The 25,264-nt window shown below is 58.8% G+C and carries 24 protein-coding genes; 19 read left to right on the forward strand and 5 right to left on the reverse strand.

The window, feature by feature from the left end; genetic code table 11:
- Nucleotides 1-57 precede the first annotated feature (57 nt).
- Nucleotides 58-1,722, reverse strand: a complete 1,665-nt coding sequence (tsr, locus tag A6013_RS12015; protein WP_048959804.1) for a methyl-accepting chemotaxis protein — start codon at nt 1,720-1,722, stop codon at nt 58-60.
- A gap of 83 nt (nt 1,723-1,805) precedes the next feature.
- Complete coding sequence (gene hpaR, locus A6013_RS12020) at nt 1,806-2,246, reverse strand: homoprotocatechuate degradation operon regulator HpaR (RefSeq protein WP_023334396.1); 441 nt, start codon at nt 2,244-2,246, stop codon at nt 1,806-1,808.
- Between the two features lie 271 nt (nt 2,247-2,517).
- On the opposite strand from hpaR, the gene hpaG reads away from it, so the two are divergent.
- The 14 genes from hpaG (at nt 2,518) to yjiA (ending at nt 17,398) form a co-directional block, all read left to right on the forward strand.
- Entirely contained in the window at nt 2,518-3,795 is a 1,278-nt protein-coding gene (gene hpaG / locus A6013_RS12025; protein ID WP_069733122.1) for a 4-hydroxyphenylacetate degradation bifunctional isomerase/decarboxylase, read from the forward strand.
- Nucleotides 3,792-5,258, forward strand: a complete 1,467-nt coding sequence (hpaE, locus tag A6013_RS12030; RefSeq protein ID WP_069733123.1) for a 5-carboxymethyl-2-hydroxymuconate semialdehyde dehydrogenase — start codon at nt 3,792-3,794, stop codon at nt 5,256-5,258. The genes hpaG and hpaE overlap by 4 nt, the downstream gene beginning before the upstream one ends.
- 2 nt (nt 5,259-5,260) lie before the next feature.
- Nucleotides 5,261-6,112: a 3,4-dihydroxyphenylacetate 2,3-dioxygenase gene (hpaD, locus tag A6013_RS12035; RefSeq protein WP_041911312.1), complete on the forward strand. Its 852-nt coding sequence runs from the start codon at nt 5,261-5,263 to the stop codon at nt 6,110-6,112.
- 9 nt (nt 6,113-6,121) lie between these two features.
- Nucleotides 6,122-6,502: a 5-carboxymethyl-2-hydroxymuconate Delta-isomerase gene (locus A6013_RS12040; protein WP_048959796.1), complete on the forward strand. Its 381-nt coding sequence runs from the start codon at nt 6,122-6,124 to the stop codon at nt 6,500-6,502.
- Between the two features lie 100 nt (nt 6,503-6,602).
- A complete protein-coding gene (hpaH, locus tag A6013_RS12045) occupies nt 6,603-7,406 on the forward strand; it encodes a 2-oxo-hept-4-ene-1,7-dioate hydratase (protein WP_048957186.1) in 804 nt (267 codons plus the stop codon).
- A gap of 10 nt (nt 7,407-7,416) precedes the next feature.
- The gene (hpaI, locus tag A6013_RS12050) at nt 7,417-8,211 is read left to right on the forward strand and encodes a 4-hydroxy-2-oxoheptanedioate aldolase (protein ID WP_059354706.1); all 795 of its coding nucleotides are present in this window, start codon (nt 7,417-7,419) and stop codon (nt 8,209-8,211) included.
- 21 nt (nt 8,212-8,232) lie between these two features.
- The gene (gene hpaX / locus A6013_RS12055) at nt 8,233-9,576 is read left to right on the forward strand and encodes a 4-hydroxyphenylacetate permease (RefSeq protein WP_069733124.1); all 1,344 of its coding nucleotides are present in this window, start codon (nt 8,233-8,235) and stop codon (nt 9,574-9,576) included.
- On the forward strand, nt 9,548-10,438 hold the full coding sequence (gene hpaA, locus A6013_RS12060) for a 4-hydroxyphenylacetate catabolism regulatory protein HpaA (protein WP_028015398.1): 891 nt from the start codon (nt 9,548-9,550) through the stop codon (nt 10,436-10,438). The genes hpaX and hpaA overlap by 29 nt, the downstream gene beginning before the upstream one ends.
- 195 nt (nt 10,439-10,633) lie before the next feature.
- Nucleotides 10,634-12,196, forward strand: coding sequence for a 4-hydroxyphenylacetate 3-monooxygenase, oxygenase component (hpaB, locus tag A6013_RS12065; RefSeq protein WP_028015397.1), 1,563 nt, complete (start codon nt 10,634-10,636; stop codon nt 12,194-12,196).
- 17 nt (nt 12,197-12,213) lie between these two features.
- On the forward strand, nt 12,214-12,726 hold the full coding sequence (locus A6013_RS12070) for a 4-hydroxyphenylacetate 3-monooxygenase reductase subunit (protein WP_069733125.1): 513 nt from the start codon (nt 12,214-12,216) through the stop codon (nt 12,724-12,726).
- A gap of 176 nt (nt 12,727-12,902) precedes the next feature.
- Nucleotides 12,903-13,820 (forward strand): YafY family protein, encoded by a 918-nt coding sequence (locus A6013_RS12075; protein WP_048957191.1) that lies wholly within the window; start codon nt 12,903-12,905, stop codon nt 13,818-13,820.
- Nucleotides 13,821-14,011: 191 nt separating this feature from the next.
- On the forward strand, nt 14,012-16,165 hold the full coding sequence (locus tag A6013_RS12080; protein WP_028015394.1) for a carbon starvation CstA family protein: 2,154 nt from the start codon (nt 14,012-14,014) through the stop codon (nt 16,163-16,165).
- A gap of 65 nt (nt 16,166-16,230) precedes the next feature.
- Nucleotides 16,231-16,434 (forward strand): YbdD/YjiX family protein, encoded by a 204-nt coding sequence (locus A6013_RS12085; RefSeq protein WP_003856610.1) that lies wholly within the window; start codon nt 16,231-16,233, stop codon nt 16,432-16,434.
- Between the two features lie 10 nt (nt 16,435-16,444).
- Nucleotides 16,445-17,398 (forward strand): GTPase, encoded by a 954-nt coding sequence (yjiA, locus tag A6013_RS12090; RefSeq protein ID WP_069733126.1) that lies wholly within the window; start codon nt 16,445-16,447, stop codon nt 17,396-17,398.
- A 53-nt stretch (nt 17,399-17,451) separates the two neighbouring features.
- Here the strand turns inward: yjiA and A6013_RS12095 are convergent, their stop codons facing one another.
- Nucleotides 17,452-18,810 (reverse strand): esterase-like activity of phytase family protein, encoded by a 1,359-nt coding sequence (locus A6013_RS12095; protein ID WP_069733127.1) that lies wholly within the window; start codon nt 18,808-18,810, stop codon nt 17,452-17,454.
- Between the two features lie 410 nt (nt 18,811-19,220).
- Between A6013_RS12095 and A6013_RS12100 the strand changes: the two genes are divergently transcribed.
- Nucleotides 19,221-19,766: a YfaZ family outer membrane protein gene (locus A6013_RS12100; protein ID WP_028015391.1), complete on the forward strand. Its 546-nt coding sequence runs from the start codon at nt 19,221-19,223 to the stop codon at nt 19,764-19,766.
- Nucleotides 19,766-20,086 carry a hypothetical protein gene (locus tag A6013_RS12105; RefSeq protein WP_028015390.1) on the forward strand — a complete coding sequence of 107 codons (321 nt, stop codon included), beginning with the start codon at nt 19,766-19,768 and terminating at the stop codon, nt 20,084-20,086. The genes A6013_RS12100 and A6013_RS12105 overlap by 1 nt, the downstream gene beginning before the upstream one ends.
- Nucleotides 20,087-20,130: 44 nt before the next feature.
- Here the strand turns inward: A6013_RS12105 and A6013_RS12110 are convergent, their stop codons facing one another.
- Nucleotides 20,131-21,501 (reverse strand): NAD-dependent succinate-semialdehyde dehydrogenase, encoded by a 1,371-nt coding sequence (locus A6013_RS12110; RefSeq protein WP_069733128.1) that lies wholly within the window; start codon nt 21,499-21,501, stop codon nt 20,131-20,133.
- Between the two features lie 151 nt (nt 21,502-21,652).
- On the opposite strand from A6013_RS12110, the gene A6013_RS12115 reads away from it, so the two are divergent.
- The 3 genes from A6013_RS12115 to A6013_RS12125 are packed head-to-tail and all read left to right on the forward strand — an operon-like array spanning nt 21,653 to nt 24,378.
- Complete coding sequence (locus A6013_RS12115; protein ID WP_069733129.1) at nt 21,653-22,396, forward strand: AraC family transcriptional regulator; 744 nt, start codon at nt 21,653-21,655, stop codon at nt 22,394-22,396.
- A 47-nt stretch (nt 22,397-22,443) separates the two neighbouring features.
- The gene (locus A6013_RS12120) at nt 22,444-23,097 is read left to right on the forward strand and encodes a LysE family translocator (protein WP_069733130.1); all 654 of its coding nucleotides are present in this window, start codon (nt 22,444-22,446) and stop codon (nt 23,095-23,097) included.
- Nucleotides 23,098-23,100: 3 nt separating this feature from the next.
- Entirely contained in the window at nt 23,101-24,378 is a 1,278-nt protein-coding gene (locus A6013_RS12125) for a DUF445 domain-containing protein (RefSeq protein WP_028015387.1), read from the forward strand.
- Here A6013_RS12125 and A6013_RS12130 read toward each other — a convergent pair.
- Nucleotides 24,359-25,222, reverse strand: coding sequence for a LysR substrate-binding domain-containing protein (locus A6013_RS12130; RefSeq protein ID WP_069733131.1), 864 nt, complete (start codon nt 25,220-25,222; stop codon nt 24,359-24,361). The two genes, A6013_RS12125 and A6013_RS12130, sit on opposite strands and share 20 nt — an antisense overlap.
- Nucleotides 25,223-25,264 lie beyond the last annotated feature (42 nt).

Here is a 25,264-nt window from a genome sequence, read left to right on the forward strand (position 1 = left end):
CAACAAGCTTCCGTTGGCCGGGTAAGGCGTAGCCGCCACCCGGCACAATGCGCTGGATCAGAACGTTTCCCAGTTATCGCCCGCGTCCGCCGTCGCGACTTTACGCGACATCACCGGCGCGACAACGCTTTTCGCGGCAGCGAACTCGCGCGCCTTCATCTGCTCCTGCTGAATGCGGAACACTGCCACGGCCTGCGTCAGACGGCTCGCCTGCTCTTCCAGCGCCGCCGCCGCTGCGGCTGACTCTTCTACCAGCGAGGCGTTCTGCTGGGTCACGCGGTCCATCTCTGCCACCGCCAGGCCCACCTGGTCGATACCGCGGCTCTGCTCGTCGGACGCAGAGGCAATCTCGCCCATGATATCGGTCACGCGGGTCACCGCGTTCACGATCTCACCCATGGTTTCACCGGCGCTTTCCACCAGCGTTGACCCCACTTCCACGCGTCCCACGGAGTCTTCAATCAGGCTCTTGATCTCACGTGCTGCCTGAGCGCTGCGCTGGGCCAGGTTACGCACTTCCCCTGCCACCACCGCAAATCCACGACCCTGTTCGCCCGCACGCGCCGCTTCTACCGCCGCGTTCAGCGCCAGGATGTTGGTCTGGAAGGCAATGCCGTCGATCACGCTGATGATATCGGCAATTTTCTGCGAACTGCCCGCGATGTCACGCATGGTTTGCACCACGTTGTCCACCACCTTGCCGCCCTTCTGCGCGGTTTCAGACGCGCTTAGCGCCAGGTGGCTCGCCTGACGGGCGTTCTCGGCGTTCTGCTTAACGGTCGCCGTCAGCTGCTCCATGCTGGCAGCGGTCTCTTCCAGTGAAGCGGCCTGCTGTTCAGTACGGGAAGAGAGGTCGTTATTGCCCATCGCGATTTCGCTCGCGCCGCTATAGATAGCGTTCGCGCCGTTACGCACGTCGCCCACGGTACGCACCAGCTCGCCCTGCATATGACGCAGCGAGTCGGCCAGTTCGCCCATCTCGTTAGAGCCTTCCACGTCGATGCGCTTCACCAGGTCGCCGCTGGCGATGTGGCGGATATTGTCAATGAGACGCGTCAGCGGAGAGATCAGCGCCTGCTTGATACCCAGCCAGACGGCCACAATCACCACTAGCACGGCAACCAGCACGCTGATCAGCACCCAGATAGCCTGAGTGTAAGAGCTGTTGCTGTCTTCAACCGCCATCTGGTACAGCTTGTCGTTCTGCTGCAGGTAGCTCACGTACTGCTTCTCGAATCCATCCTGGTAGCTCTGGGTCGGCTGGTCGAAGAAGGCGTTGATTTTACCCGCCCCCAGCAGTTGAATCAGCTCAGCCAGCGCACCGTGGTAGATATCGTAGTTACGTTTAATTTCCAGCGCAGCGGCGTCGCTCTGACGCGGGTCGCGCGGCAGGGCTTCATAGTCAGCCCAGTTTTTTTCCGCCTGTTTCAGCGAGGCAGACGCAATCTGCATCAGATCGTTAACGGTCGCGCCGCTGCCGATATTGTTCTGATCCATCATGTAGCGGATGCCCGCGCGGTTCAGGGTATTACGGGTTTGCAGCAGCGCAACCCAGCTCCCGTTAAGGGTGGATTGTTGCTGACGAATGGTTTGCAGGACGGTGAAATTCTCTTTGTCATTCTTCAGAGCATTAAAGAAAAGACCACCGGATGTGAGTTGTAAAAGGCCAAATATCGCTAAAACCAGCATTAAGCTGGTGACAATCTTGATACGGTTTAACATGTTTTCTCTTTCCTCAGACAGATACAGAATTTTCGGCCTGGAAAGGGAAAACTTTACGAAAATCATCCTGGAATTTGTGGTTTTTACTCTTCTTCCCGCGCTGCGTTATGCCGGTTTCCGAGTTCAATAAACTCTTCCAGCAGCGCCGTCAGCTGCTTCATCTTCTCCGGCGTGTATTCCGCCTCAATCTGCTGATACGCCTCTTCCACCTGCGCCTGGGCGTGCTCGTACAGCGCATTTCCCTCTTTGGTCAGCGACACGTACAGCTTGCGCTGGTCGTTCACCGGCTTTAAGCGCAGCACCAGGCCGTCGCGCTCCATGCGCGTCAGAATGCCGGTCAGGCTCGGGCGCAGAATACAGGTGCGAAACGCCAGATCGTGAAAATCCATCGACGGATGTTCAGCCAGCACGCGCACGATGCGCCACTGCTGCTCGGTGAGGTTATGCCGCTTCACAATCGGACGGAAGTACGACATCGCCGCTTCCCGCGCCTGCAAAAGCGCGATGGTTAATGAATCATGCATAGCCTCTCCCCTTCACATCATTAACAAGTAAACGATTCATAAAAGATGTTTTTATAAACAACACGTTTCCTGCCAGAAAGTCTAACAGAAACCATTCGTTTTTATTAATCAACTGATTTACATAGGATTAAAATTCATAATGTAAATTTATTGTTATTCATATCACAAATTTTTCACTTCTGATTGCGAAATAAACAGCAAAAGCATAAAACCAGATCATTAACATATTAATGAAATCATAACCCGGACCGTCGGGGTGAGGAGTAGGTGAATGAAAGGTACCGTATTTGCCGTCGCGCTGAACCACCAGAGTCAGCAAGAAGCCAGGGCTGAGGCGTTTGAAAAAGCCCCTTACAACACGCCGCCAAAAACGCCGGTGTGGTTTATCAAACCGCACAACACGGTGATTCGCGCGGGCGAGCCCATTCCTTTCCCGCAGGGGGAAACGGTGTTAAGCGGCGCGACGGTGGCGCTGGTTGTGGGTAAAACCGCCAGCAGGGTGCGCGTAGAGGACGCCGCGGCCTACATCGCCGGGTACGCGCTGGCCAACGAGGTGAGCCTGCCGGAAGAGAGCTTCTACCGCCCGGCCATTAAGGCCAAATGCCGGGACGGCTTTTGCCCGCTTGGCGAGCTGGCCGCCGTTGATAACGTCGACAACCTGACCATCATCACCGAGATCAACGGCCGCGAAGCGGACCACTGGAACACCGCCGATCTGCAGCGCAGCGCCGCCGAACTGCTGAGCGCCCTGAGCGAATTCGCCACCCTCAATCCCGGCGATGCGATCCTGCTCGGCACGCCGCAAAGCCGCGTGGAGATCCGCCCGGGCGATCGCGTGCGGATTCTGGCGGAAGGTTTCCCGCCGCTGGAAAATCCGGTGGTGAACGAGCGCGACGTTGCCCTTTCCCACCGCACGCCTGAACACGCCACGCTGTTCGCCCTCGGTCTTAACTACGCCGATCATGCCAGCGAGCTGGACTTCAAGCCGCCCACCGAGCCGCTGGTGTTTATCAAAGCGCCGAACACCTTCAATGGCGACAACCAGACCTCGGTGCGCCCGAACAATATCGAATACATGCACTACGAGGCGGAGCTGGTGGTGGTCATCGGTAAAACCGCGCGTAAGGTGAGCGAAGCCGAGGCGATGGAGTATGTCGCGGGCTACACGGTCTGCAACGACTACGCCATCCGCGACTACCTGGAAAATTACTACCGCCCGAACCTGCGGGTCAAAAGCCGCGACGGATTAACCCCCATCAGCCCGAACATTGTGCCGAAAGAAGCCATTCCTGATCCGCATAACTTAACCCTGCGCACCTTCGTCAACGGCGAACTGCGTCAGGAAGGCACCACCGCCGATCTCATTTTCAGCATTCCTTACCTGATTGCGTATCTGAGCGATTTTATGACTCTACAGCCGGGCGACATGATCGCCACCGGCACGCCGAAGGGGCTGTCCGATGTGGTGCCGGGCGATGAAGTGGTGGTGGAAGTGGAAGGCGTGGGCCGCCTGGTGAACCGGATTGTCAGCGAGGAGACTGCAAAATGAAAAAGATTAACCACTGGATCAACGGTAAAAACGTCGCCGGAAGCGAGTTCTTCAATACCACTAATCCGGCCTCCGGCGAGGTATTAGCGGAAGTCGCCTCCGGCGGTGAAGCGGAAATTCATCAGGCCGTTGCCGCCGCTAAAGAGGCGTTCCCGAAATGGGCCAACCTGCCGATGAAGGAGCGCGCGCGCCTGATGCGTCGCCTGGGGGATCTGATCGATCAGAACGTGCCCGAGATCGCCGCCATGGAAACCGCCGACACCGGCCTGCCGATCCACCAGACCAAAAATGTGCTCATCCCGCGCGCCTCGCACAACTTCGAGTTCTTCGCCGAGGTGTGCCAGCAGATGAACGGCAAAACCTACCCGGTCGACGACAAAATGCTCAACTACACGCTGGTGCAGCCGGTGGGCGTCTGCGCGCTGGTGTCTCCATGGAACGTGCCGTTTATGACCGCCACCTGGAAGGTCGCGCCGTGCCTGGCGTTGGGCAACACCGCGGTGCTGAAGATGTCTGAACTCTCGCCGCTGACCGCCGACCGACTGGGCGAGCTGGCGCTGGAGGCGGGCATTCCGGCGGGCGTGCTGAACGTGGTGCAGGGCTACGGGGCGACGGCAGGCGACGCGCTGGTGCGCCACCACGACGTGCGCGCCGTCTCCTTCACCGGCGGCACCGCCACCGGGCGCAACATCATGAAAAACGCCGGGCTGAAGAAATATTCCATGGAGCTGGGCGGCAAATCCCCGGTGCTGATTTTTGAAGATGCGGACATCGAGCGCGCGCTGGACGCCGCACTGTTCACCATCTTCTCCATCAACGGCGAGCGCTGCACCGCAGGCTCGCGCATCTTCATCCAGCAGAGCATTTACCCGGAGTTCGTCAAGCGTTTCGCCGAACGCGCCAATCGCCTGCGCGTGGGCGATCCGACCGATCCGAACACCCAGATTGGCGCGCTCATCAGCCAGCAGCACTGGGAGAAAGTCTCCGGCTATATCCGCCTCGGCATCGAGGAAGGCGCCACCCTGCTGGCGGGCGGCCCGGACAAACCGGTCGATCTGCCTGCACACCTGAAAGGCGGCAACTTCCTGCGCCCGACGGTGCTGGCGGACGTCGACAACCGCATGCGCGTGGCGCAGGAGGAGATCTTCGGGCCGGTGGCCTGCCTGCTGCCGTTTAAGGACGAGGCGGAAGGCCTGCGCCTGGCGAACGACGTGGAGTACGGCCTGGCGTCATACATCTGGACCCAGGACGTCAGCAAGGTGCTGCGCCTGGCGCGCAGCATTGAAGCGGGCATGGTGTTCGTGAACACCCAGAACGTGCGCGACCTGCGCCAGCCGTTTGGCGGCGTGAAGGCCTCCGGCACCGGCCGCGAGGGCGGCGAGTACAGCTTTGAAGTGTTCGCGGAGATGAAGAATGTCTGCATCTCCATGGGCGACCATCCGATTCCAAAATGGGGGATCTGACAATGGGCAAGCTAGCGTTAGCAGCAAAAATCACCCACGTGCCGTCGATGTACCTTTCCGAGCTGCCGGGGAAAAACCACGGCTGCCGCCAGTCCGCCATCGACGGGCATAAAGAGATCAGCAAGCGCTGCCGTGAACTGGGCGTGGACACCATCATCGTGTTCGACACCCACTGGCTGGTGAACAGCGCGTACCACATCAACTGTGCGGATCATTTTTCGGGCGTCTACACCAGCAACGAGCTGCCGCACTTTATCCGCGACATGACCTACGACTACGACGGCAACCCGGAGCTCGGGCAGCTGATCGCCGACGAAGCGGTGAAGCTCGGCGTGCGCGCCAAGGCGCATAACATCCCGAGCCTCAAGCTGGAGTACGGCACCCTGGTGCCGATGCGCTACATGAACGCGGATAAGCACTTCAAAGTGATCTCCATCTCCGCGTTCTGCACGGTTCACGATTTCGCCGACAGCCGCAGGCTGGGCGAGGCCATCGTCAGCGCCATCGAAAAGTACGACGGCACCGTGGCGGTGCTCGCCAGCGGCTCGCTGTCGCACCGCTTTATCGACGACCAGCGTGCGGAAGAAGGGATGAACAGCTACACCCGCGAGTTCGACCGTCAGATGGACGAGCGGGTGGTCAAGCTGTGGCGCGAAGGCCAGTTTAAAGAGTTTTGCAGCATGCTGCCGGAGTACGCCGACTACTGCTACGGCGAGGGCAACATGCACGACACGGTGATGCTGCTGGGGATGCTGGGCTGGGATAAATACGACGGCAAGGTTGAGTTCCTCACCGAGCTGTTCGCCAGCTCCGGCACCGGCCAGGTCAACGCCGTTTTCCCGCTGCCCGCATAAGGAGTCGTTATGCCGCACTTTATTGCTGAATGTACCGACAACATCCGCGCGCAGGCCGACCTGCCGGGGCTGTTCGCCAAAGTGAACGAGGCGCTGGCCGCCACGGGCATCTTCCCTCTCGGCGGCATCCGCAGCCGCGCCCACTGGCTCGATACCTGGCAGATGGCGGACGGTAAGCATGATTACGCCTTTGTGCATATGACGCTGAAGATCGGCGCCGGACGAAGCCTGGAGAGCCGGGAAGCCGTAGGGGAGATGCTGTTTGCGCTGATCAAAACCCACTTCGCGGCGCTGATGGCGGAGCGCTATCTGGCGCTGTCGTTCGCCATGGAAGAACTCGATCCGACGCTCAATTACAAACAAAACAACGTGCACGCGTTGTTTAAGTAGCCGTCTGCTCGCCCGGTGGCGCTTCGCTTACCGGGCCTACAACGGCCAAGAACGTAGGCCGGGATCGCTACGCGCCACCCGGCAAAAACAGGATATCGCCATGCTCGACAAACACACCCATACCCTGATCGCCCAGCGCCTGCATCAGGCGGAACAGTCCCGGGAGCAGATCCGCGCGATCTCGCTGGAGTACCCGGAGATCACCATCGAAGACGCCTACGCCGTACAGCGCGAATGGGTGAGCCTGAAAATTGCCGAAGGCCGCGTGCTGAAAGGCCACAAGATTGGCCTCACCTCGAAAGCGATGCAGGCCAGCTCGCAGATTAGCGAGCCGGACTACGGCGCGCTGCTGGACGACATGTTCTTCCACGACGGCAGCGACATCCCCGTCGATCGCTTTATCGTCCCGCGTATCGAAGTGGAGCTGGCCTTCGTGCTGGCAAAACCGCTGCGCGGCCCGAACTGCACGATCTTCGACGTTTACAACGCCACGGACTACGTCATCCCCGCGCTGGAGCTGATCGACGCCCGCTGCCACAACGTTGACCCGGAGACCCAGCGCCCGCGCAAGGTGTTCGACACCATCTCCGACAACGCCGCCAACGCCGGGGTGATCCTCGGCGGTCGTCCGATTAAGCCCGACGCACTGGATTTGCGCTGGATCTCCGCCCTGCTCTACCGCAACGGCGTGATCGAAGAGACCGGCGTCGCCGCTGGCGTGCTTAACCACCCGGCGAACGGCGTGGCGTGGCTGGCGAACAAGCTCGCGCCGTACGACGTGCAGCTTGAGCCCGGACAAATCATCCTCGGCGGCTCGTTTACCCGTCCGGTTGCCGCCAGCAGAGGCGACACCTTCCATGTTGACTACGGCAACATGGGTTCCATCAGCTGTCGCTTTGTATAAGGAGGCGACCATGCAAAACGCATTCAAAGCGGCGCTGAAGGCGGGCCGCCCGCAAATCGGTTTATGGCTGGGGCTGACCAGCAGCTACAGCGCAGAGCTGCTGGCCGGGGCCGGTTTTGACTGGCTGCTGATCGACGGCGAGCACGCGCCGAACAGCGTGCAGACCGTCCTGACCCAGCTCCAGGCCATCGCCCCTTATCCCAGCCAGCCGGTAGTGCGCCCGTCGTGGAACGATCCGGTGCAGATCAAGCAGTTGCTGGACATAGGCGCGCAAACCCTGCTGGTGCCGATGGTGCAAAACGCTGACGAGGCGCGGCTAGCGGTAAGCGCCACCCGCTACCCGCCTGCGGGCATTCGCGGCGTCGGCAGCGCCCTGGCGCGCGCCTCGCGCTGGAATCGCATCCCGGATTACCTGCATCAGGCTAACGACGCCATGTGCGTGCTGGTGCAGATCGAAACCCGCGAGGCGCTGAAAAACCTGCCGCAGATCCTGGACGTGGAAGGCGTCGACGGCGTGTTTATCGGACCGGCGGATCTGAGCGCCGATATGGGCTTTGCCGGCAATCCGCAGCACCCGGAGGTGCAGGCCGCCATCGAGCAGGCGATCGCGCAGATCCTCAGCGCGGGCAAAGCGCCCGGCATCCTGATGGCGAATGAACAGCTGGCGAAACGCTATCTCGGCCTCGGCGCATTGTTTGTGGCGGTCGGTGTGGATACCACCCTGCTCGCCCGCAGCGCCGAAGCGCTGGCGGCCCGCTTTACCGACGTCACCACAGCAGTTGATAACAATAAATCCGTCTACTAAACGTACGATGTGGAGCGCAACATGACGACCTCAACCCTGCATAATAAAGATGTAGAACATCGCGCAATGAATAAGCTGTTCCGTCGTTTGATCGTGTTTCTCTTTATCCTGTTTGTTTTCTCGTTTCTCGATCGCATCAACATCGGCTTTGCCGGGCTGACGATGGGCAAAGATCTGGGCCTCACGTCGACCATGTTTGGCCTGGCCGCGACGCTGTTTTACGTCACCTACGTGCTGTGCGGGATCCCCAGCAACATCATGCTGGCGAAGGTCGGCGCACGCCGCTGGATCGCCGGGATCATGGTGGTGTGGGGCATTGCCTCCACCTGCACCATGTTCGCTACCAGCCCCGAAACGCTTTACGTCCTGCGCATGCTGGTGGGCATTGCGGAAGCCGGTTTCCTGCCGGGGATTTTGGTCTATCTCACCTGGTGGTTTCCGGCCTATCACCGCGCCCGCGCCAACGCGCTGTTTATGATCGCCATGCCGGTGACCATGATGCTCGGCTCGATCCTCTCCGGGTATATTCTGGCGATGGACGGGCTGTGGAACCTGAAGGGCTGGCAGTGGCTGTTTCTGCTGGAGGGATTGCCATCGGTGGTGCTCGGCGTGGTGACCTGGTTTTACCTCAACGACACGCCGGATCAGGCCACCTGGCTGGATGAAGACGAAAAGCAGGCGCTGAAAACGATGATCGCGCGCGAGCAGGAGGTCGCCATCGCCCAATCCGTCACGCCGCGCTCGACGCTGCGCGAGGTGCTTACGCCCGCCGTGCTGCTCTACACGCTGGCCTACTTCTGCCTGACCAATACGCTGAGCGCAATCAACATCTGGACGCCGCAGATCCTGCAAAGCTTCAACACCGGCAGCAGTAATATCGTGATTGGCCTGCTGGCGGCGATCCCGCAGTTTTGTACCATCCTCGGGATGATCTGGTGGAGTCGCCGCTCCGACAGGCTGAAAGAGCGAAAAAAGCACACCATCCTGCCGTACCTGTTTGCAGCGGCGGGATGGATGCTGGCCTCAGCGACCGATCACAGCCTGATCCAGCTGCTTGGCATCATCATGGCCTCAACCGGATCGTTTACCGCCATGGCGATATTCTGGACCACGCCGGATCGGGTTATTAGCCTGCAGTCACGCGCGGTGGCGCTGGCGGTGATCAACGCCATCGGTAACGTCGGATCCGCCGTCAGCCCGCTGCTGATTGGGATCCTGCGCGACGCGACCGGCAGCTTCAGCTCCGGGCTGTGGTTCGTGGCGGGTCTGCTGGTGGTCGGCGCGCTGGTGCTGACGCGCATCCCGATGACGCAGCGGGTTCAACAGAGGAACGATCATGTGCCAGAGCCCTATCGCCAACATTGATATCAGCAAGGAGTACGACGAAAGCCTGGGCACCGACGACGTGCACTATCAGTCGTTCGCCCGCATGGCGGCCTTTTTTGGCCGCGACATGCAGGCGCACCGCCACGACCAGTATTTTCAGATGCACTTTCTCGACACCGGGCAGATTGAGCTCCAGCTCGACGACCACCGCTATTCGGTGCAGGCGCCGCTGTTTGTGCTGACGCCGCCGTCGGTGCCGCACGCGTTTATCACCGAATCCGACAGCGACGGGCACGTGCTGACGGTGCGCGAGGATCTCATCTGGCCGCTGCTGGAGGTGCTCTACCCCGGCACGCGGGAAGCGTTCGGCCTGCCGGGGATCTGTCTGTCGCTTGCCGACAAGCCTGACGAGCTGACGGCGCTGAAGCACTACTGGCAGCTCATCGCCCGGGAATCCACGGCGCAGCTGCCGGGCCGTGAGCATACGCTGGTCCTGCTGGCGCAGGCGGTATTTACCCTGCTGCTGCGCAACGCGAAGCTCGACGACCACGCGGCCAGCGGGATGCGCGGCGAGCTGAAGCTGTTCCAGCGCTTTACCCAGCTGATCGACACCCATTACCACCAGCACTGGACGGTGCCGGAATACGCCAGCGAACTGCACCTCACCGAATCCCGCCTGACGGACATCTGCCGCCGCTTCGCCAACCGCTCGCCGAAACGGCTGATCTTCGACCGGCAGCTGCGCGAGGCCAGGCGCCTGCTGCTGTTTTCCGACAGCGCGGTCAGCGAGATTGCCTGGCAGCTGGGATTTAAAGATCCGGCCTATTTCGCCCGGTTTTTCAATCGCCTGACGGGTTGCTCGCCCAGCGCGTATCGGGCGCAGAAAGTACCGGTTTCCTGAACGCATCGCGGTATGTAGGGCGGGTAAGCGCAGCGCCACCCGCCAAAAACCCGCACAGATCACAAATCCCAATCCCGCCCGAAAAGTACCCGCCGTTGTCCCAATCGTCCCTTCACGTTCCGCCCCTCTCACGCTTCAATTAAACAACAAAAACAAAACATAAATTTAACAACCTTCTTCCGATACGAGGTCCCTATGAAGCCTGAAGATTTCCGCGCTGATGCCAAACGTCCGTTAACCGGCGAAGAGTATTTAAAAAGCCTGCAAGATGGCCGTGAGATTTATATCTACGGCGAGCGCGTTAAGGACGTCACTACCCACCCGGCATTTCGCAATGCGGCGGCGTCCATCGCCCAGATGTACGACGCCCTGCACAAGCCGGACATGCAGGACACGCTGTGCTGGGGCACCGACACCGGCAGCGGCGGCTACACCCACAAATTTTTCCGCGTGGCGAAAAGCGCCGACGACCTGCGCCAGCAGCGCGACGCCATCGCCGAGTGGTCGCGCCTGAGCTACGGCTGGATGGGCCGCACGCCGGACTACAAAGCGGCGTTCGGCTGCGCGCTGGGAGCGAACCCGGCCTTCTACGGCCAGTTCGAGCAGAACGCCCGCAACTGGTACACCCGCATTCAGGAAACCGGCCTGTACTTTAACCACGCCATCGTCAACCCGCCGATCGATCGCCACAAGCCGGCGGACGAGGTGAAGGACGTCTACATCAAGCTGGAGAAAGAGACCGATGCCGGGATTATCGTCAGCGGTGCGAAAGTCGTCGCAACCAACTCGGCGTTGACCCACTACAACATGATCGGTTTTGGCTCCGCGCAGGTGATGGGCGAAAACCCGGACTTTGCACTGATGTTCGTCGCGCCGATGGATGCCGAAGGGGTGAAGCTGATCTCCCGCGCCTCGTACGAGATGGTGGCAGGCGCAACCGGCTCCCCGTACGACTACCCGCTCTCCAGCCGCTTCGACGAGAACGACGCAATCCTGGTGATGGATAACGTGCTGATCCCGTGGGAAAACGTGCTGATCTACCGCGATTTCGACCGCTGCCGTCGCTGGACGATGGAGGGCGGCTTCGCCCGCATGTACCCGCTTCAGGCCTGCGTGCGTCTGGCGGTGAAGCTCGACTTCATCACCGCCCTGCTGAAGAAATCCCTGGAGTGCACCGGTACCCTGGAGTTCCGCGGCGTGCAGGCAGATCTCGGCGAAGTGGTGGCCTGGCGCAATATGTTCTGGGCGCTGAGCGACTCCATGTGCTCAGAAGCGACGCCGTGGGTGAACGGCGCGTACCTGCCGGACCACGCGGCGCTGCAAACCTACCGCGTGATGGCCCCGATGGCCTACGCGAAGATCAAGAATATCATCGAACGTAACGTGACCTCCGGGCTGATTTATCTGCCGTCCAGCGCGCGGGACCTGAACAACCCGCAGATCGACCAGTATCTGGCGAAGTACGTGCGCGGCTCCAACGGAATGGATCACGTCGAACGCATCAAGATTTTGAAACTGATGTGGGACGCCATCGGCAGCGAGTTTGGGGGTCGTCACGAGTTGTACGAAATCAACTACTCCGGCAGCCAGGATGAGATCCGCCTGCAATGCCTGCGTCAGGCGCAAAGCTCCGGGAATATGGACAAGATGATGGCAATGGTCGACCGCTGCATGTCCGAGTACGACCAGCACGGCTGGACCGTGCCGCACCTGCACAACAACAGCGATATCAACATGCTCGACAAGCTGCTGAAATAGCGCAGCGGGAGGTTACAATGCATTCAGATGAACAACGCCTGCGTTTTCGCGACGCAATGAGCAGCCTGTCGGCGGCGGTCAATGTGGTCACCACCGAGGGCGACGCCGGACGCTGCGGCATTACCGCCACCGCCGTCTGCTCGGTGACGGATACCCCACCGTCGGTCATGGTCTGCATTAACGCCAACAGCGCCATGAACCCGGTCTTTCAGGGCAACGGCAGGCTGTGCGTCAACGTGCTGAACCACGAGCAGGAGATCATGGCCCGCCACTTCGCCGGGATGACCGGGATGGCAATGGAGGAGCGCTTTGCCCTCTCCTGCTGGCAGAAAGGCCCGCTGGGGCAGCCGGTGCTGAAAGGCGCGCTGGCGAGCCTGGAAGGCGAGATTTCCCAGGTGCAAACCATCGGCACGCATCTGGTTTATCTTGTCGAAGTGAAAAACATCATCCTGAGTGACGCGGGACACGGCCTGATCTACTTTAAGCGCCGTTTCCACCCGGTGATGATGGAGATGGAAGCCGTCGTGTGATCCCCCTCGCGCTGGCCTTTTTTCGGGCCAGCGCCGCTTTCTACAAAAATTCCTAAGGTTTCCGCTAAATCACGCCGTTATATATCCATAAGAGAAATTTTCTGTGCCTGAATACTGACATCTCCGGTCAGTGCTTTTGCATTGTTCAGCGCATACCCAATATACAGGAAGACCTTATGGCTAAAACGACGCGGAGCCGCTCGGCTGAACGTCTGGTCGATATTCTCCTTGAGCTACATTTACACGGGGTGGTAAACCGCAGTGCGCTAATGGAGAAATTTAAAATTACCGAGCGTACCGTCTACCGGGATTTAAATGCGCTCTCGCCCATTGTTGAACATACCGGTAACGGGCTATATCGACTGATCCACTCCGCCCAATCTCCCGGCGGGCAGGGATTACATCATGCTCTGGCTAACTTCCTGAATGCCGATAACTTTTTCCCTGAAAGAAATACGGACTTCTGGCAAAAGCTGGAGGCACGCGTCGACGAAAACCATATTCTTATCCTCGGTAATGACGCAGAGCACACGGTGCAGCGTGATATCCGCCGCCATTTAGCGAAAATCGAGAAATCGATTAAGAACCATAATGTCTGTCAGATCGTTTATAAGGGTAAAACCCGTCTGATTAATCCCTATAAACTCATTAACAAAAAAAATATATGGTATTTACAAGCTACCGAAAATAGCCGGTTGAAATCCTTTTCATTAAGCCAGATTAGCTGGTTTGATGTTCAAAAAACCTTTTTTACTCCTGATGAAAATGTTCGGGAACTGCTGGAAAAAAGCCTCGACCCGTGGGTGTCCGAAACTACTTTCACCGTGAAAATATTCATTAAGGATAATATTTCACATTACTTCCTGCGTCGCGATCTCCTGCCGGAACAGGAGCTGCTGGAGGAGCGGCGCGGCGGCGTCACGCTGCGCTGCCAGGCGGCACACGAAAACCAGATCCTGCCGCTGCTGTTCTACTGGCTGCCGAATATTCAGATCCTGGAGCCAAGCTGGCTGAAGGAGAAACTCATCAAGACGCTGGAAAGCTACCTGTCGATGGAGCGCAGCCCGGAAAACCACGTGATCTCAATCACATAATTTCCCCGACCAGCGGCGAGCCTGAACCACTCGCCGCGTCCTTTGACCGCTCACCCATCACTTTCAACCACTCACTCATTTACCGTCCTTTACGCGCGCGCGGATCTGGCACGATCGCTCCAGCATTAATCAATACCTCCTCACAACGAACCCTGACCCTTTTTTCTTTACATAAAAAACCAGGTCTTACTATGGATACTAAAAAACTACTTAAGCACGTGCCCTGGGCCTTACTCGGGATCCTCGGCGCTTTTTGTCTGGCGGTTGTCGCATTACGCCGGGGCGAACACGTCAGCGCCCTGTGGATCGTGGTCGCGTCGGTCTCCGTCTACCTTGTGGCCTATCGCTACTACAGCTTGTACATCGCGCAGAAGGTCATGAAGCTCGACCCGACGCGCGCCACCCCGGCGGTCATTAACAATGACGGCCTGAACTACGTGCCAACCAACCGCTACGTGCTGTTTGGTCACCACTTTGCCGCCATTGCAGGCGCTGGCCCGCTGGTTGGCCCGGTACTGGCCGCGCAAATGGGCTACCTGCCGGGTACGCTCTGGCTGCTGGCGGGCGTGGTGCTGGCGGGGGCGGTGCAGGACTTTATGGTGCTGTTTATCTCCTCGCGCCGTAACGGCTCGTCGCTGGGTGAGATGATCAAAGAAGAGATGGGCCGCGTGCCGGGTACTATCGCCCTCTTCGGCTGCTTCCTGATAATGATCATCATCCTCGCGGTGCTGGCGCTGATCGTGGTGAAAGCGCTGGCCGAAAGTCCGTGGGGCGTCTTCACCGTCTGCTCTACCGTACCGATTGCGCTGTTCATGGGCATCTATATGCGCTTCCTGCGCCCAGGCCGCGTGGGTGAAGTGTCGGTCATTGGTATCGTGCTGCTGGTCGCCTCCATCTACTTCGGTGGCGTGATTGCGCACGACCCGTACTGGGGCCCGGCGCTGACCTTCAAGGACACCACCATCACCTTCGCGCTGATCGGTTACGCGTTCGTTTCCGCCCTGCTGCCGGTGTGGCTGATTCTCGCTCCGCGCGACTACCTGGCGACCTTCCTGAAAATCGGTGTCATCGTCGGGCTGGCGATCGGGATTGTCATCATCAACCCTGAGCTGAAAATGCCGGCGGTGACCCAGTACATTGACGGCACCGGTCCGCTGTGGAAAGGGGCCCTGTTCCCGTTCCTGTTTATCACCATCGCCTGCGGCGCCGTTTCAGGCTTCCACGCGCTGATCGCCTCCGGCACCACGCCGAAGCTGATGGCTAACGAAACCGACGCGCGCTTTATCGGTTACGGCGCGATGCTGATGGAGTCCTTCGTGGCGATCATGGCGCTGGTAGCGGCGTCGATTATCGAGCCAGGCCTGTACTTCGCGATGAACACTCCACCGGCGGGTCTGGGCATCACCATGCCAAACCTGCATGAGATGGGCGGGGAAAATACCGCGCTGATCATGGCGCAGCTGAAAGAGGCCAGCGCACACGCGGCGGCGACCGTCAGCTCCTGGGGCTTCGTGATCTCGCCTGAGCAGATCATGCAGACCGCGAAGGACATTGGCGAACCGTCCGTGCTGAACCGCGCAGGTGGCGCGCCGACGCTGGCCGTGGGTATCGCACACGTGTTCCACAAAGTGCTGCCGTGGGCGGACATGGGCTTCTGGTACCACTTCGGTATTCTGTTCGAAGCGCTGTTCATCCTCACCGCGCTGGATGCCGGTACCCGTGCGGGCCGCTTCATGCTGCAGGATCTGCTGGGCAACTTCGTGCCGTTCCTGAAGAAAACCGACTCTCTGGTAGCGGGTGTTCTGGGTACTGCCGGGTGCGTAGGCCTGTGGGGCTACCTGCTGTATCAGGGCGTTGTCGACCCGCTCGGCGGCGTGAAGAGCCTGTGGCCTCTGTTCGGTATCTCTAACCAGATGCTGGCAGCCGTTGCCCTGGTGCTCGGTACCGTCGTCCTCGTGAAGATGAAGCGCACCAAATACATCTGGGTGACCGTGGTTCCTGCGCTGTGGCTGCTGCTCTGCACCACCTGGGCGCTGGGCCTGAAGCTGTTCAGCACCAACCCGCAGCTGGAAGGCTTCTTCTTCATGGCTAACCAGTACAAAGAGAAGATTGCCGCAGGCGGCGCGGATCTGACCGCGCAGCAGATTGCCAACATGAACCATATCGTGGTGAACAACTACACCAACGCGGGTCTGAGCATTCTGTTCCTGGTGGTGGTGTACAGCATTATCTTCTACGGCATCAAAACCTGGATGAAAGTGCGCAACACCGAAGGCCGTACGGATAAAGAGACCCCGTACGTGCCGGTGCCGGAAGGCGGCGTGAAGACCTCTTCACACCATTAATTAAGCCTGTCACTGTAGGCCCGGATCGCTGCGCACCTCCGGGCTTCTTCTATCTGGAACTCTCAATGTTTGGTAACTTAGGCGAAGCAAAAAAATACCTCGGTCAGGCGGCGAAGATGCTGATTGGCATTCCGGACTATGACAACTACGTTGAGCATATGAAGACCAACCATCCGGATAAGCCGTATATGACCTACACCGAATTCTTCCGCGAGCGTCAGGAAGCGCGCTACGGCGGAAGTGGAGAAGGCGGCGTCCGCTGCTGCTAAAGGAGAGACCATGACCCCGATTGCCGTTACCCTGCTGACCGGTTTCCTCGGCGCCGGTAAAACCACCCTGCTGCGCCACATCCTGAACGAGCAGCACGGCTTCAAAATCGCCGTCATCGAAAACGAATTTGGCGAAGTCTCCGTTGACGATCAATTAATCGGAGACCGCGCCACGCAAATCAAAACCCTGACCAACGGCTGCATCTGCTGCACCCGCTCTAACGAGCTGGAAGACGCCCTGCTGGACCTGCTCGACAGCCGCGATCGCGGTGACATCGGCTTCGACCGTCTGGTGATCGAGTGCACCGGCATGGCCGACCCCGGCCCGATTATTCAGACCTTTTTCTCGCACGATATTCTTTGCCAGCGCTACCTGCTGGACGGGGTGATTGCCCTGGTAGACGCGGTGCACGCCGACGAGCAGATGAACCTGTTCACCATCGCCCAGTCCCAGGTTGGCTACGCCGACCGCATCCTGCTGACCAAAACCGACGTGGCAGGCGACAGCGAAAAACTCCGCGAGCGCCTGACGCGCATCAACTCGCGCGCGCCGATTTATACGGTGACGCATGGCGATATCGATCTATCCCAGCTGTTTAACACCAACGGCTTTATGCTGGAGGAGAACGTCACCACGAAACCGCGCTTCCACTTTATGGGAGACAAGCAAAACGACGTGGCGTCGATTGTGGTGGAGCTGGACTACCCGGTGGACATCAGCGAGGTCTCCCGGGTAATGGAAAACCTGCTGCTGTCGTTTGCCGACAAGCTGCTGCGCTACAAAGGCATGCTGTGGATCGACGGCGAGCCGAACCGCCTGCTGTTTCAGGGCGTACAGCGCCTGTACAGCGCCGACTGGGACCGCCCGTGGGGCGATGAAGCGCCGCACAGCGTGATGGTGTTTATTGGTATCCAGCTGCCGGAAGAAGAAATCCGAGCAGCGTTTGCAGGTCTGAAGAAATAACCGCCTTGCTTCCCCTCTCCCCTTTGGGGAGAGGGTTAGGATGAGGGGTAAAATTATTTCAACGCTTCCGGCAGCGTCACAATCCACAGCTCGCTCTCTGACTCCGGCTTCTTCAGCGGCTTCACGCTGAGCGTGGTTTCCACCGGTTTATCATCCAGCGTCAGCTTGCCTTCCTCGTTCACCCGATAATCCTTGAGCTTTTTGCCCTCAACCGGATGCTGCATCGCCACCTTTACGCCAAAGTCGTTATCGTTCGCCACCGCAATCCGTTTGCCGTCGATCAGCGCCAGCCCTTCGGCCTTCTCCTGCTTCCAGCCCAGCGCGCGCAGATCGACGACCTGCGTTTTTGCAGCAAGGGTAATGCCGCGCTGCGCCAGGGTTTTCTCATCATCAAACTCCGGGTACTCGCCCGGCTTGTCGAAAGCGGTCAGGTCGCTCGCCTTGCTGAGATCCACCTTGTAGATAAGGTTACGCATCGCGTCATTTTTATCCTCACCCTGTTCAATCAGCAGGATGTGCTGGTCGTCCAGCGCCACGATGTCGCCGATTTTGGCGTCGCTGTTTTTGCTGTAGGCCGCGCTGTCGATGGGGTAGCCGTACATCGCCGTTTTCCCGGTCGCCGGGTCGAAGCTGACCAGACGCGTAAACAGCGCCTGCTTTTTGCTCTTACCGTCGATATCCAGCGTGCTTTGCACGGCGGCGATAATCCGCCCGTCCGGCATCCGGGTCAGGCCTTCAAAGCCCCGGTTCGGCTGGCGCCATTTAATAACGTTTGGCAGACCGCCCGCGATGGATTTTTCCCCTTCCGCCGCCTGCGGCCCGTGGATCGCCAGAATTTTTCCTTTGCTGTCGACGTTAATCAGGAACGGGCCATACTCGTCGCACAGCCAGAAACCGCCCTTGCCGTCCGGGGTGATGCCTTCCGTGTCCAGCCCGCGGTTGTCACCCTTCAGAATTTTGAGGGTATCGCTGAACGCCACCTCATTGGTGGCTCCAATCACGCCGCTTTGCAGCGGCAGGCCGTTAATCTCGCCTTTATCATCATGCAGCGGGCGGGCATCCGTTGCCTCCGCTTTGCCGTTCTGAACGCGGATGGTCATCAGCTGCGGCGCGAAATCCGGCGTGACAAAAATTTTGGCTTCGTTTTTACCCATTTTGGGCGCATCGGCGTTAGGACCGCGATCGGTTACGGTCGCGAAGGTCAGAGCATCGCCCTGCTTGCCCGTAAACAGCAGGCCGGAGCCAATCCCTACCGGGAGTCCATTCGGAAACGCACCGGCAAAGGCGCCGCTGTATTTCACGTGTGAGCCGTCAGGGAAGCTGACAACATAGCGCTCAGCCGTGGGCTGCGCCGCCAGGCCAGAGAAAGAGAGCGTACAGCCGATAAGCACAGGAATGATTTTTCTTTTCATATTGTTAGCATCCGGAAAGTGAAGCCCACAACGTAATGAACAAACGTGTCAGAAAAATGACATGGAAAGGAAACGTGGCCGGACATCTGAACGAATAATGACCATAAAAATGTAAAAATTTGTTTTTTTATGTGATTTTAGAAATGGAATTGGAAATTATTAGAAGCGCAATTAATGCATATCAAATCACTATCCCTGCCTCGTTCAGATTTCGTTTAGTCAAAAAATTAAACTGTTCCTCAACACCTGAAATTTGCGCGTTGACACACCGACAACCCAACTTAAGCGTTACAAATAAAGATAAAAGAATTAACAATTACAGCATGAAAAGTCGATTTGCATCACATTTGCAGTCATAAACATCGCTTGTTAAGGTGCCCCCAGATTAATTTGATGATGAGGCACGAAACATGAAAAAACTGAACATTCTTCTTCTTTCTGCACTGACCGCCATTTCGGGTTCCGCACTGGCAATGGGCGGCAGCATTGAGCAGGGTAAAAACTTTACCAACCTCAACCTGGAAATGGGCAAATCCTCATCCGGTGTTTATCTCGAAAGTAACTGGCTGAAAAACACCGACGACGGTACCCAGACCGGTGGCGTGGGCGCAGGCTACAACCTGGAAGTGGGCCCGGTGATGCTGAATGCGGGCGCAAAAGCCATCTACATCGGTCCGAAAAAAGGCGATAACGGCGTGGCCTTCCCGATTGGCGGCGGCGTAAACGTTGCGCTGACCGACAGCATCCACGTCTATGGCGAAGGCTATGCGGCACCAGAAGGCCTGAACAACAGCGTGAAAAACTACGTTGAAGCTAACGGCGGCGTAAGCTGGACCCCAATCAAACCGGTTACGCTGAAAGTGGGCTACCGCCACGTGAGCGTTGACGGTAAAGATGGTCGTCCAAACCACACCCTGATTGATGGCGCATATGTCGGCGGTGGAGTTAGCTTCTGATGAAACACCGCATTACCGCGCTTTGCGTTCTGAGCCTCACGCTGATGCTCACCGGCTGCGTCCAGTACAAATGGGTAAAACCGGGCGTGAGCGACGCTGAGATGAATAAAAAGCTCACGGAATGCGAAGCGCAGGCCCTGATCGATCTGCCTCCGGATAACGTAGTGACCGGTTCGAGCTCGGAAAAAACGGACAAAAAGAACAAGAAAAAGGATATTTCCACGAGCTACACGGTTGAAGACGCGAATGAATATCGCCGGGATACGTTAGTCGACAGCTGCATGTTCAAAAGCGGCTGGGACAAGATCGAAGTACAGTAATCAACTGAAAAAACCTGCCAACCGGCAGGTTTTTTTATTACCTCTTACTTACGCACCACCACCAGCTTCTGGTTCACAAACTCTTTGATCCCCAGATCCGACAGCTCGCGTCCGTAGCCGGAACGCTTCACGCCGCCGAACGGCAGCTCTGCTGCGGTATCGGTGAGCCAGTTGATGTACACCATCCCGGTCTCGATCCGCGACGCCATTTTCTTCGCGCGCTCGATGTCCTGGCTGAACACCGCCCCGCCCAGGCCGTAGTGGGAATCGTTCGCCAGCGCGACCGCCTCGTCGTCGTTTTTCACCACGTACATCTGCGCGACCGGGCCGAAGAACTCTTCGAAGTACGCCGGGTTCTCACGCGATATATTCGTCAGGATCGTCGGTTCGAAGAAGCTCCCGTCGCGCTGCACCGGCTTGCCGCCATAGTGCAGCGTGGCACCGTTTTTCACCGCCTCGTTAACCTGTTTGGTCAGCGTTTCCAGCGCATCTTTGGAAGAGAGCGGCCCCAGCGTGGTGCTCTCGTCCAGCGGATCGCCAATCTTCACCTGCTTAAACGCCTCGGTAAATTTGCTGAGGAAGGCATCCGCAATCTTTTCATGCAGGATAAAGCGCTTCGCCGCGGTACAGACCTGCCCGGCGTTGTTGAGCCGCGCATTCACGCCAATCTTAACCGCTTTATCCAGGTCCGCGTCGTCCAGCACCACGAAGACGTCGTTACCGCCCAGTTCGAGGGTCGATTTCTTAATGTGCTTCGCCGCCTGCGCGGCCACCACGCTGCCCGCCTTTTCGGAGCCGGTTAGCGCTGCGCCCTGCACGCGATCGTCTGCGATGATATTCGCCACCTGTTCGGACGAGATAAACAGGTTCGTCCACGCCCCTTCCGGCGCGCCCGCCTCGCGCACCAGATGCGCAAAGGTCTCGGCGCAGTGCGGCACGATGCTGGCATGCTTGGCGATAACGGGGTTACCCGCCGCCAGGTTTGGTGCCAGGACGCGCATCAGCTGGTAGTACGGGAAGTTCCACGGCTCGACGGCCATCAGTACGCCGATGGGGTGATGCTCCACCCACGCTTCCCCAAGTTCAGAGTCGTACTTCACCGGGGCGAGGAACTGCTTCGCGTTGTCGGCGTAGTAGCGGGCGATCTGCGCGCAAAGCTTCACCTCGCCGCGGCTCTGTTCGATGAGCTTACCCATCTCCTGGCTGGCGATTTTGGCCAGATCCTCCACGCGCTCGTCGATCAGGTCGGCAAGCTTATGCAGCACCGGCAGGCGCTGGCTGATGTCGCCTTTCGCCCAATCCGAATGGTAAAGCGCATCGGCCGCCTTCAGCGCCGCTTCGATATCCGCGTCGGTATGTGAGGGGTATTCTTTGATGAGCTGGTTAGTGGCAGGATTTACTGTCTGATAAGCCATATCGAATCTCCATGTTTTACCGCTTAGGGTATTAAGGGTAGTCAACATGACTGGCTGTGGACGTAAAGTTGGGTATATCCGGAAGGTTCTGAGTTAAGCAGTGCCGGACGGTTCGCTGACGTGGTATAAAAAACGTCCAGAAGGAGTTTCCATGACCGATACCCGATACGTTCGCCAGACTTTTCACCGCGCCAGGGGTCTTGAGCTGCGCAGCACCTGGCAAAGCACGCGGGCGTACAAACGCCACTGTCACCCTCAACTCTCTATCGGCGCGATTATGGAAGGCCAGACCTGCTGCGTGTGCCATGACCAAGAGTACATTCTTCATCCCGGGGACCTCATTGCGATCCCAGCTTATGTGCCGCACAGCTGCAACCCCGTCGACGGGCAGCCGCGCAGCTACCATATGCTCTATATCGACACCGATCTTCCTCTGGCGCTACAGGTGATTCGTAACCCTGCCCTGTTTGCCCATTACCTGGACGTCGTTAAGACAATGTCTCCAGCGTCCGTGGAGGCGCTACTTTCTGCCCTTCCCCGCTGCGCGGATAACGCAGACGCGCTTCGGCCAACCAGCCAGCAGGTTCAGGAGGCGTTTCTTTCCAATCTCACCAGCCCGCCCTCTCTCGACGAACTTGCCCAACGCTTCTCGCTGCGCAAGGAGACGCTGATCCGCACCTTCCGGCAGGACACCGGCCTGACGCCGGGCAGCTTCCTCAACATCTCCCGCGTGGAGTTCGCCAAAGCGCGGCTACGTGCCGGGGACGACATCGCCGACGTCGGCTACCAGAGCGGCTTTGCCGACCAGAGCCATTTTCATAAGACCTTCGTCAGCTATACCGCCGCCACGCCGCGCCAGTACGCCACAGGCCGATCAATATCAGACAATAAATAGGTTCTGCAGCGCCGTAGCCTGTCCTCAGATGGTTAACTGAGGTCGCTATGGAACTGTTCTTCCCTTCCGCTTTTCTCGCTCTGGCGCTGGCGCATTTTGTTGCGCTGTTGAGCCCGGGTCCGGATTTTTTCCTGCTTGTGGGCTACGCGGCGCGCTATCGGCTGCGCGGCAGCGCCGGGCTGTGCGTCGGCATCGCCGCGGGTAACGCGCTCTATATTGTTCTGGTGATTATCGGCTGGAACGCGCTGCGGCAGTTTGCGTGGCTGTTTACGCTGATAGAGCTTTGCGGGGCGCTGTACCTGCTGTGGATCGGCTCGCATCTGGTGCGCAGCCAACCGCAGGCACTGGCGCTTGCAGAAACCCGACAGCGGTGCCCTTCTCTGATGAAGCAGCTCCTACTGGGGCTGGGATCGGCGCTGTTAAATCCAAAAAATGCGCTGTTCTACCTGGCGCTGATGACGGCGTTACTCGGGCCGGACGTCACGCTGCTTCAGCAGGCGACCTGCGGCGTCTGGATGGTGATGATGGTGCTGGCGTGGGATCTGGCGCTGGTGTCGATGATGGGGCTATCGGCGGTGCAACAGAAGCTTAGCCGTTCGCTGTGGTGGATTGAGCGCACGGCGGGCGTGGTGCTGATGGGGTTTGGCGGGTGGGTGCTGTGGCGATTTTTGCACTTTTCCCCCGCTTCCCTCTATCCTTAACCCATGGAAAAAATCGCTGAACTCAAACGCGCCAAGCTGCTGGCGCTGTCGCTGCTGCTGATTGCCGCCGCGGCCTTTGTCACCACTCTCTTCCTGCCGCAGACCTTCTGGGTGCGCGGCGTCAAAGCCATTGCCGAGGCGGCGATGGTCGGCGCGCTAGCGGACTGGTTTGCCGTCGTCGCGCTGTTCCGCCGGGTTCCCATTCCGTTTATCTCACGCCATACGGCGATTATTCCGCGCAATAAGGACCGAATCGGCGACAATCTTGGCCAGTTCGTGCAGGAGAAGTTTCTTGATACTCAGTCGCTTGTGGCGCTGATCCGCCGCTATGAGCCAGCGCAGATGATTGGCGCCTGGTTCAGCAAGCCCGACAACGCCCAGCGCGTCGGGCTGCATCTGATGCAGGTGATGAGCGGTTTTCTCGAGCTGACCGATGACGGACGTATTCAGCGCCTGCTTAAACGGGCGGTGCATAAGGCCATCGATAAGGTGGATTTCACCGAAACCAGCGCCGTCATGCTGGAGAGCATGACCAAAAACAACCGCCATCAGGTACTGCTGGACGCCATCATCAACCGCCTGATTACCCTGATTCAGCGGGAAAGCACGCGGGAGTTTATTGCCGATCAGATTGTCCACTGGCTGAAAACCGAACACCCGCGCAAGGCGATGGTGCTCCCCACTGAGTGGCTGGGCGATCAAAGCGCGGAGATGGTGTCGAACGCGGTGAACACGCTGCTGGACGATATCAGCCACGACCGCACGCACCAGATCCGCCAGGCGTTCGACCGCGCCACGCTGAAGCTTATCGACAACCTGAAAAACGATCCGGAAATGGCGGCGAAAGCCGACAACATCAAGCACTACCTGAAAAACGATGAGGCGTTTAACCGCTATCTGGGCGAGATGTGGGCTGACCTGCGCCAGTGGCTGAAGGCGGATATGCAGAGCGAGGACTCGCGCGTGAAGCAGCGCATCGCCAACGCCGGACTGTGGTTTGGCGAAACGCTAACAAACGACGCCAGCCTGCGCGCGTCGCTGAACGAGCATCTGGAGCAGGCCGCGCACCGCGTCGCGCCGGATTTCGCCGCGTTCCTGACCCGCCACATCAGCGACACGGTCAAAAGCTGGGACGCCAAAGACATGTCCCGCCAGATTGAGCTGAACATCGGCAAAGACCTGCAGTTCATCCGCGTCAACGGCACGCTGGTGGGCGGGACGATAGGCCTAATCCTGTTCTTACTCTCGCAAGTCCCAACGCTTATCCATTCAGCGTCCTGAGGATCAGCGCCTTCATGCTGGTAATAGCTGCATCGGGGGAGGCGCTCCCCTGATGCAGGGCGATACCCAGCTCTCCTGCATCTGGCAGCAGGTGGCTGTCGATCCGTAACGTCTCGGGCAGACCAATACGCGTGCGGAGCGTAATACCCAGCCCCGCGCTAACTCCCGCCCACAGCCCGCTCAGGCTATAGCTGGTATAAGCGATACGCCAGGGAATACCTGCGGCATCCAGTGTCGCGATGGCCCGGCTTCGCAGGAGGCAGGGCGCGTCAAACATCACCAGCGGCAGCGGCTCACCTCGCTGCAGAAGGACCTCAATATCCTCGCGGGACCGGCAAATCCATGCCAGCGGTTCGCTTCGCACGTAGTCGCCTTCTCGACCTTCCTGCCAGACCAGCGCCAGATCGAGTTCATTCGCCGCCACGCCGCGCAGCAGCGGCGGGTTGCGATCGACACGTGCCGTCATGCGAAGCTCAGGGTGTTGTCTGTGAAAATCGCCGAGGACCTTCGGCATCACGGACTCGCCAAAGTCCTCCTGCATACCCAGCCGCACCTCGCCCTGAAGCAACTCACCTCTGATAGCCCGGAGCGCTTCATCATTTAATACCAGCATGCGTCGGGCGTAGCTCAGCAGAATTTCACCCTCTCGGGTCAGTGCCAGCGTACGCCCCTGCTTAACGGTCAGAGCCACGCCACACTGCTGCTCCAGCTTTTTTAACTGGGCACTGACCGCAGAGGTGGACCGACACAGTCTGTCCGCCGCCTCGGCAAAACTGGCGGACTGGATCCCCTCCACAAAGCTGCGCAGCGCGTCCAGGTCTAATGCTGAAAAGCGTTTATCCATATCATCCTCATTTTCAGGACATTCAGTCCTGAACATTGCGAT

Source organism: Enterobacter sp. IF2SW-B1 (genome assembly GCF_001743375.1).
Classification (GTDB): domain Bacteria; phylum Pseudomonadota; class Gammaproteobacteria; order Enterobacterales; family Enterobacteriaceae; genus Enterobacter; species Enterobacter bugandensis.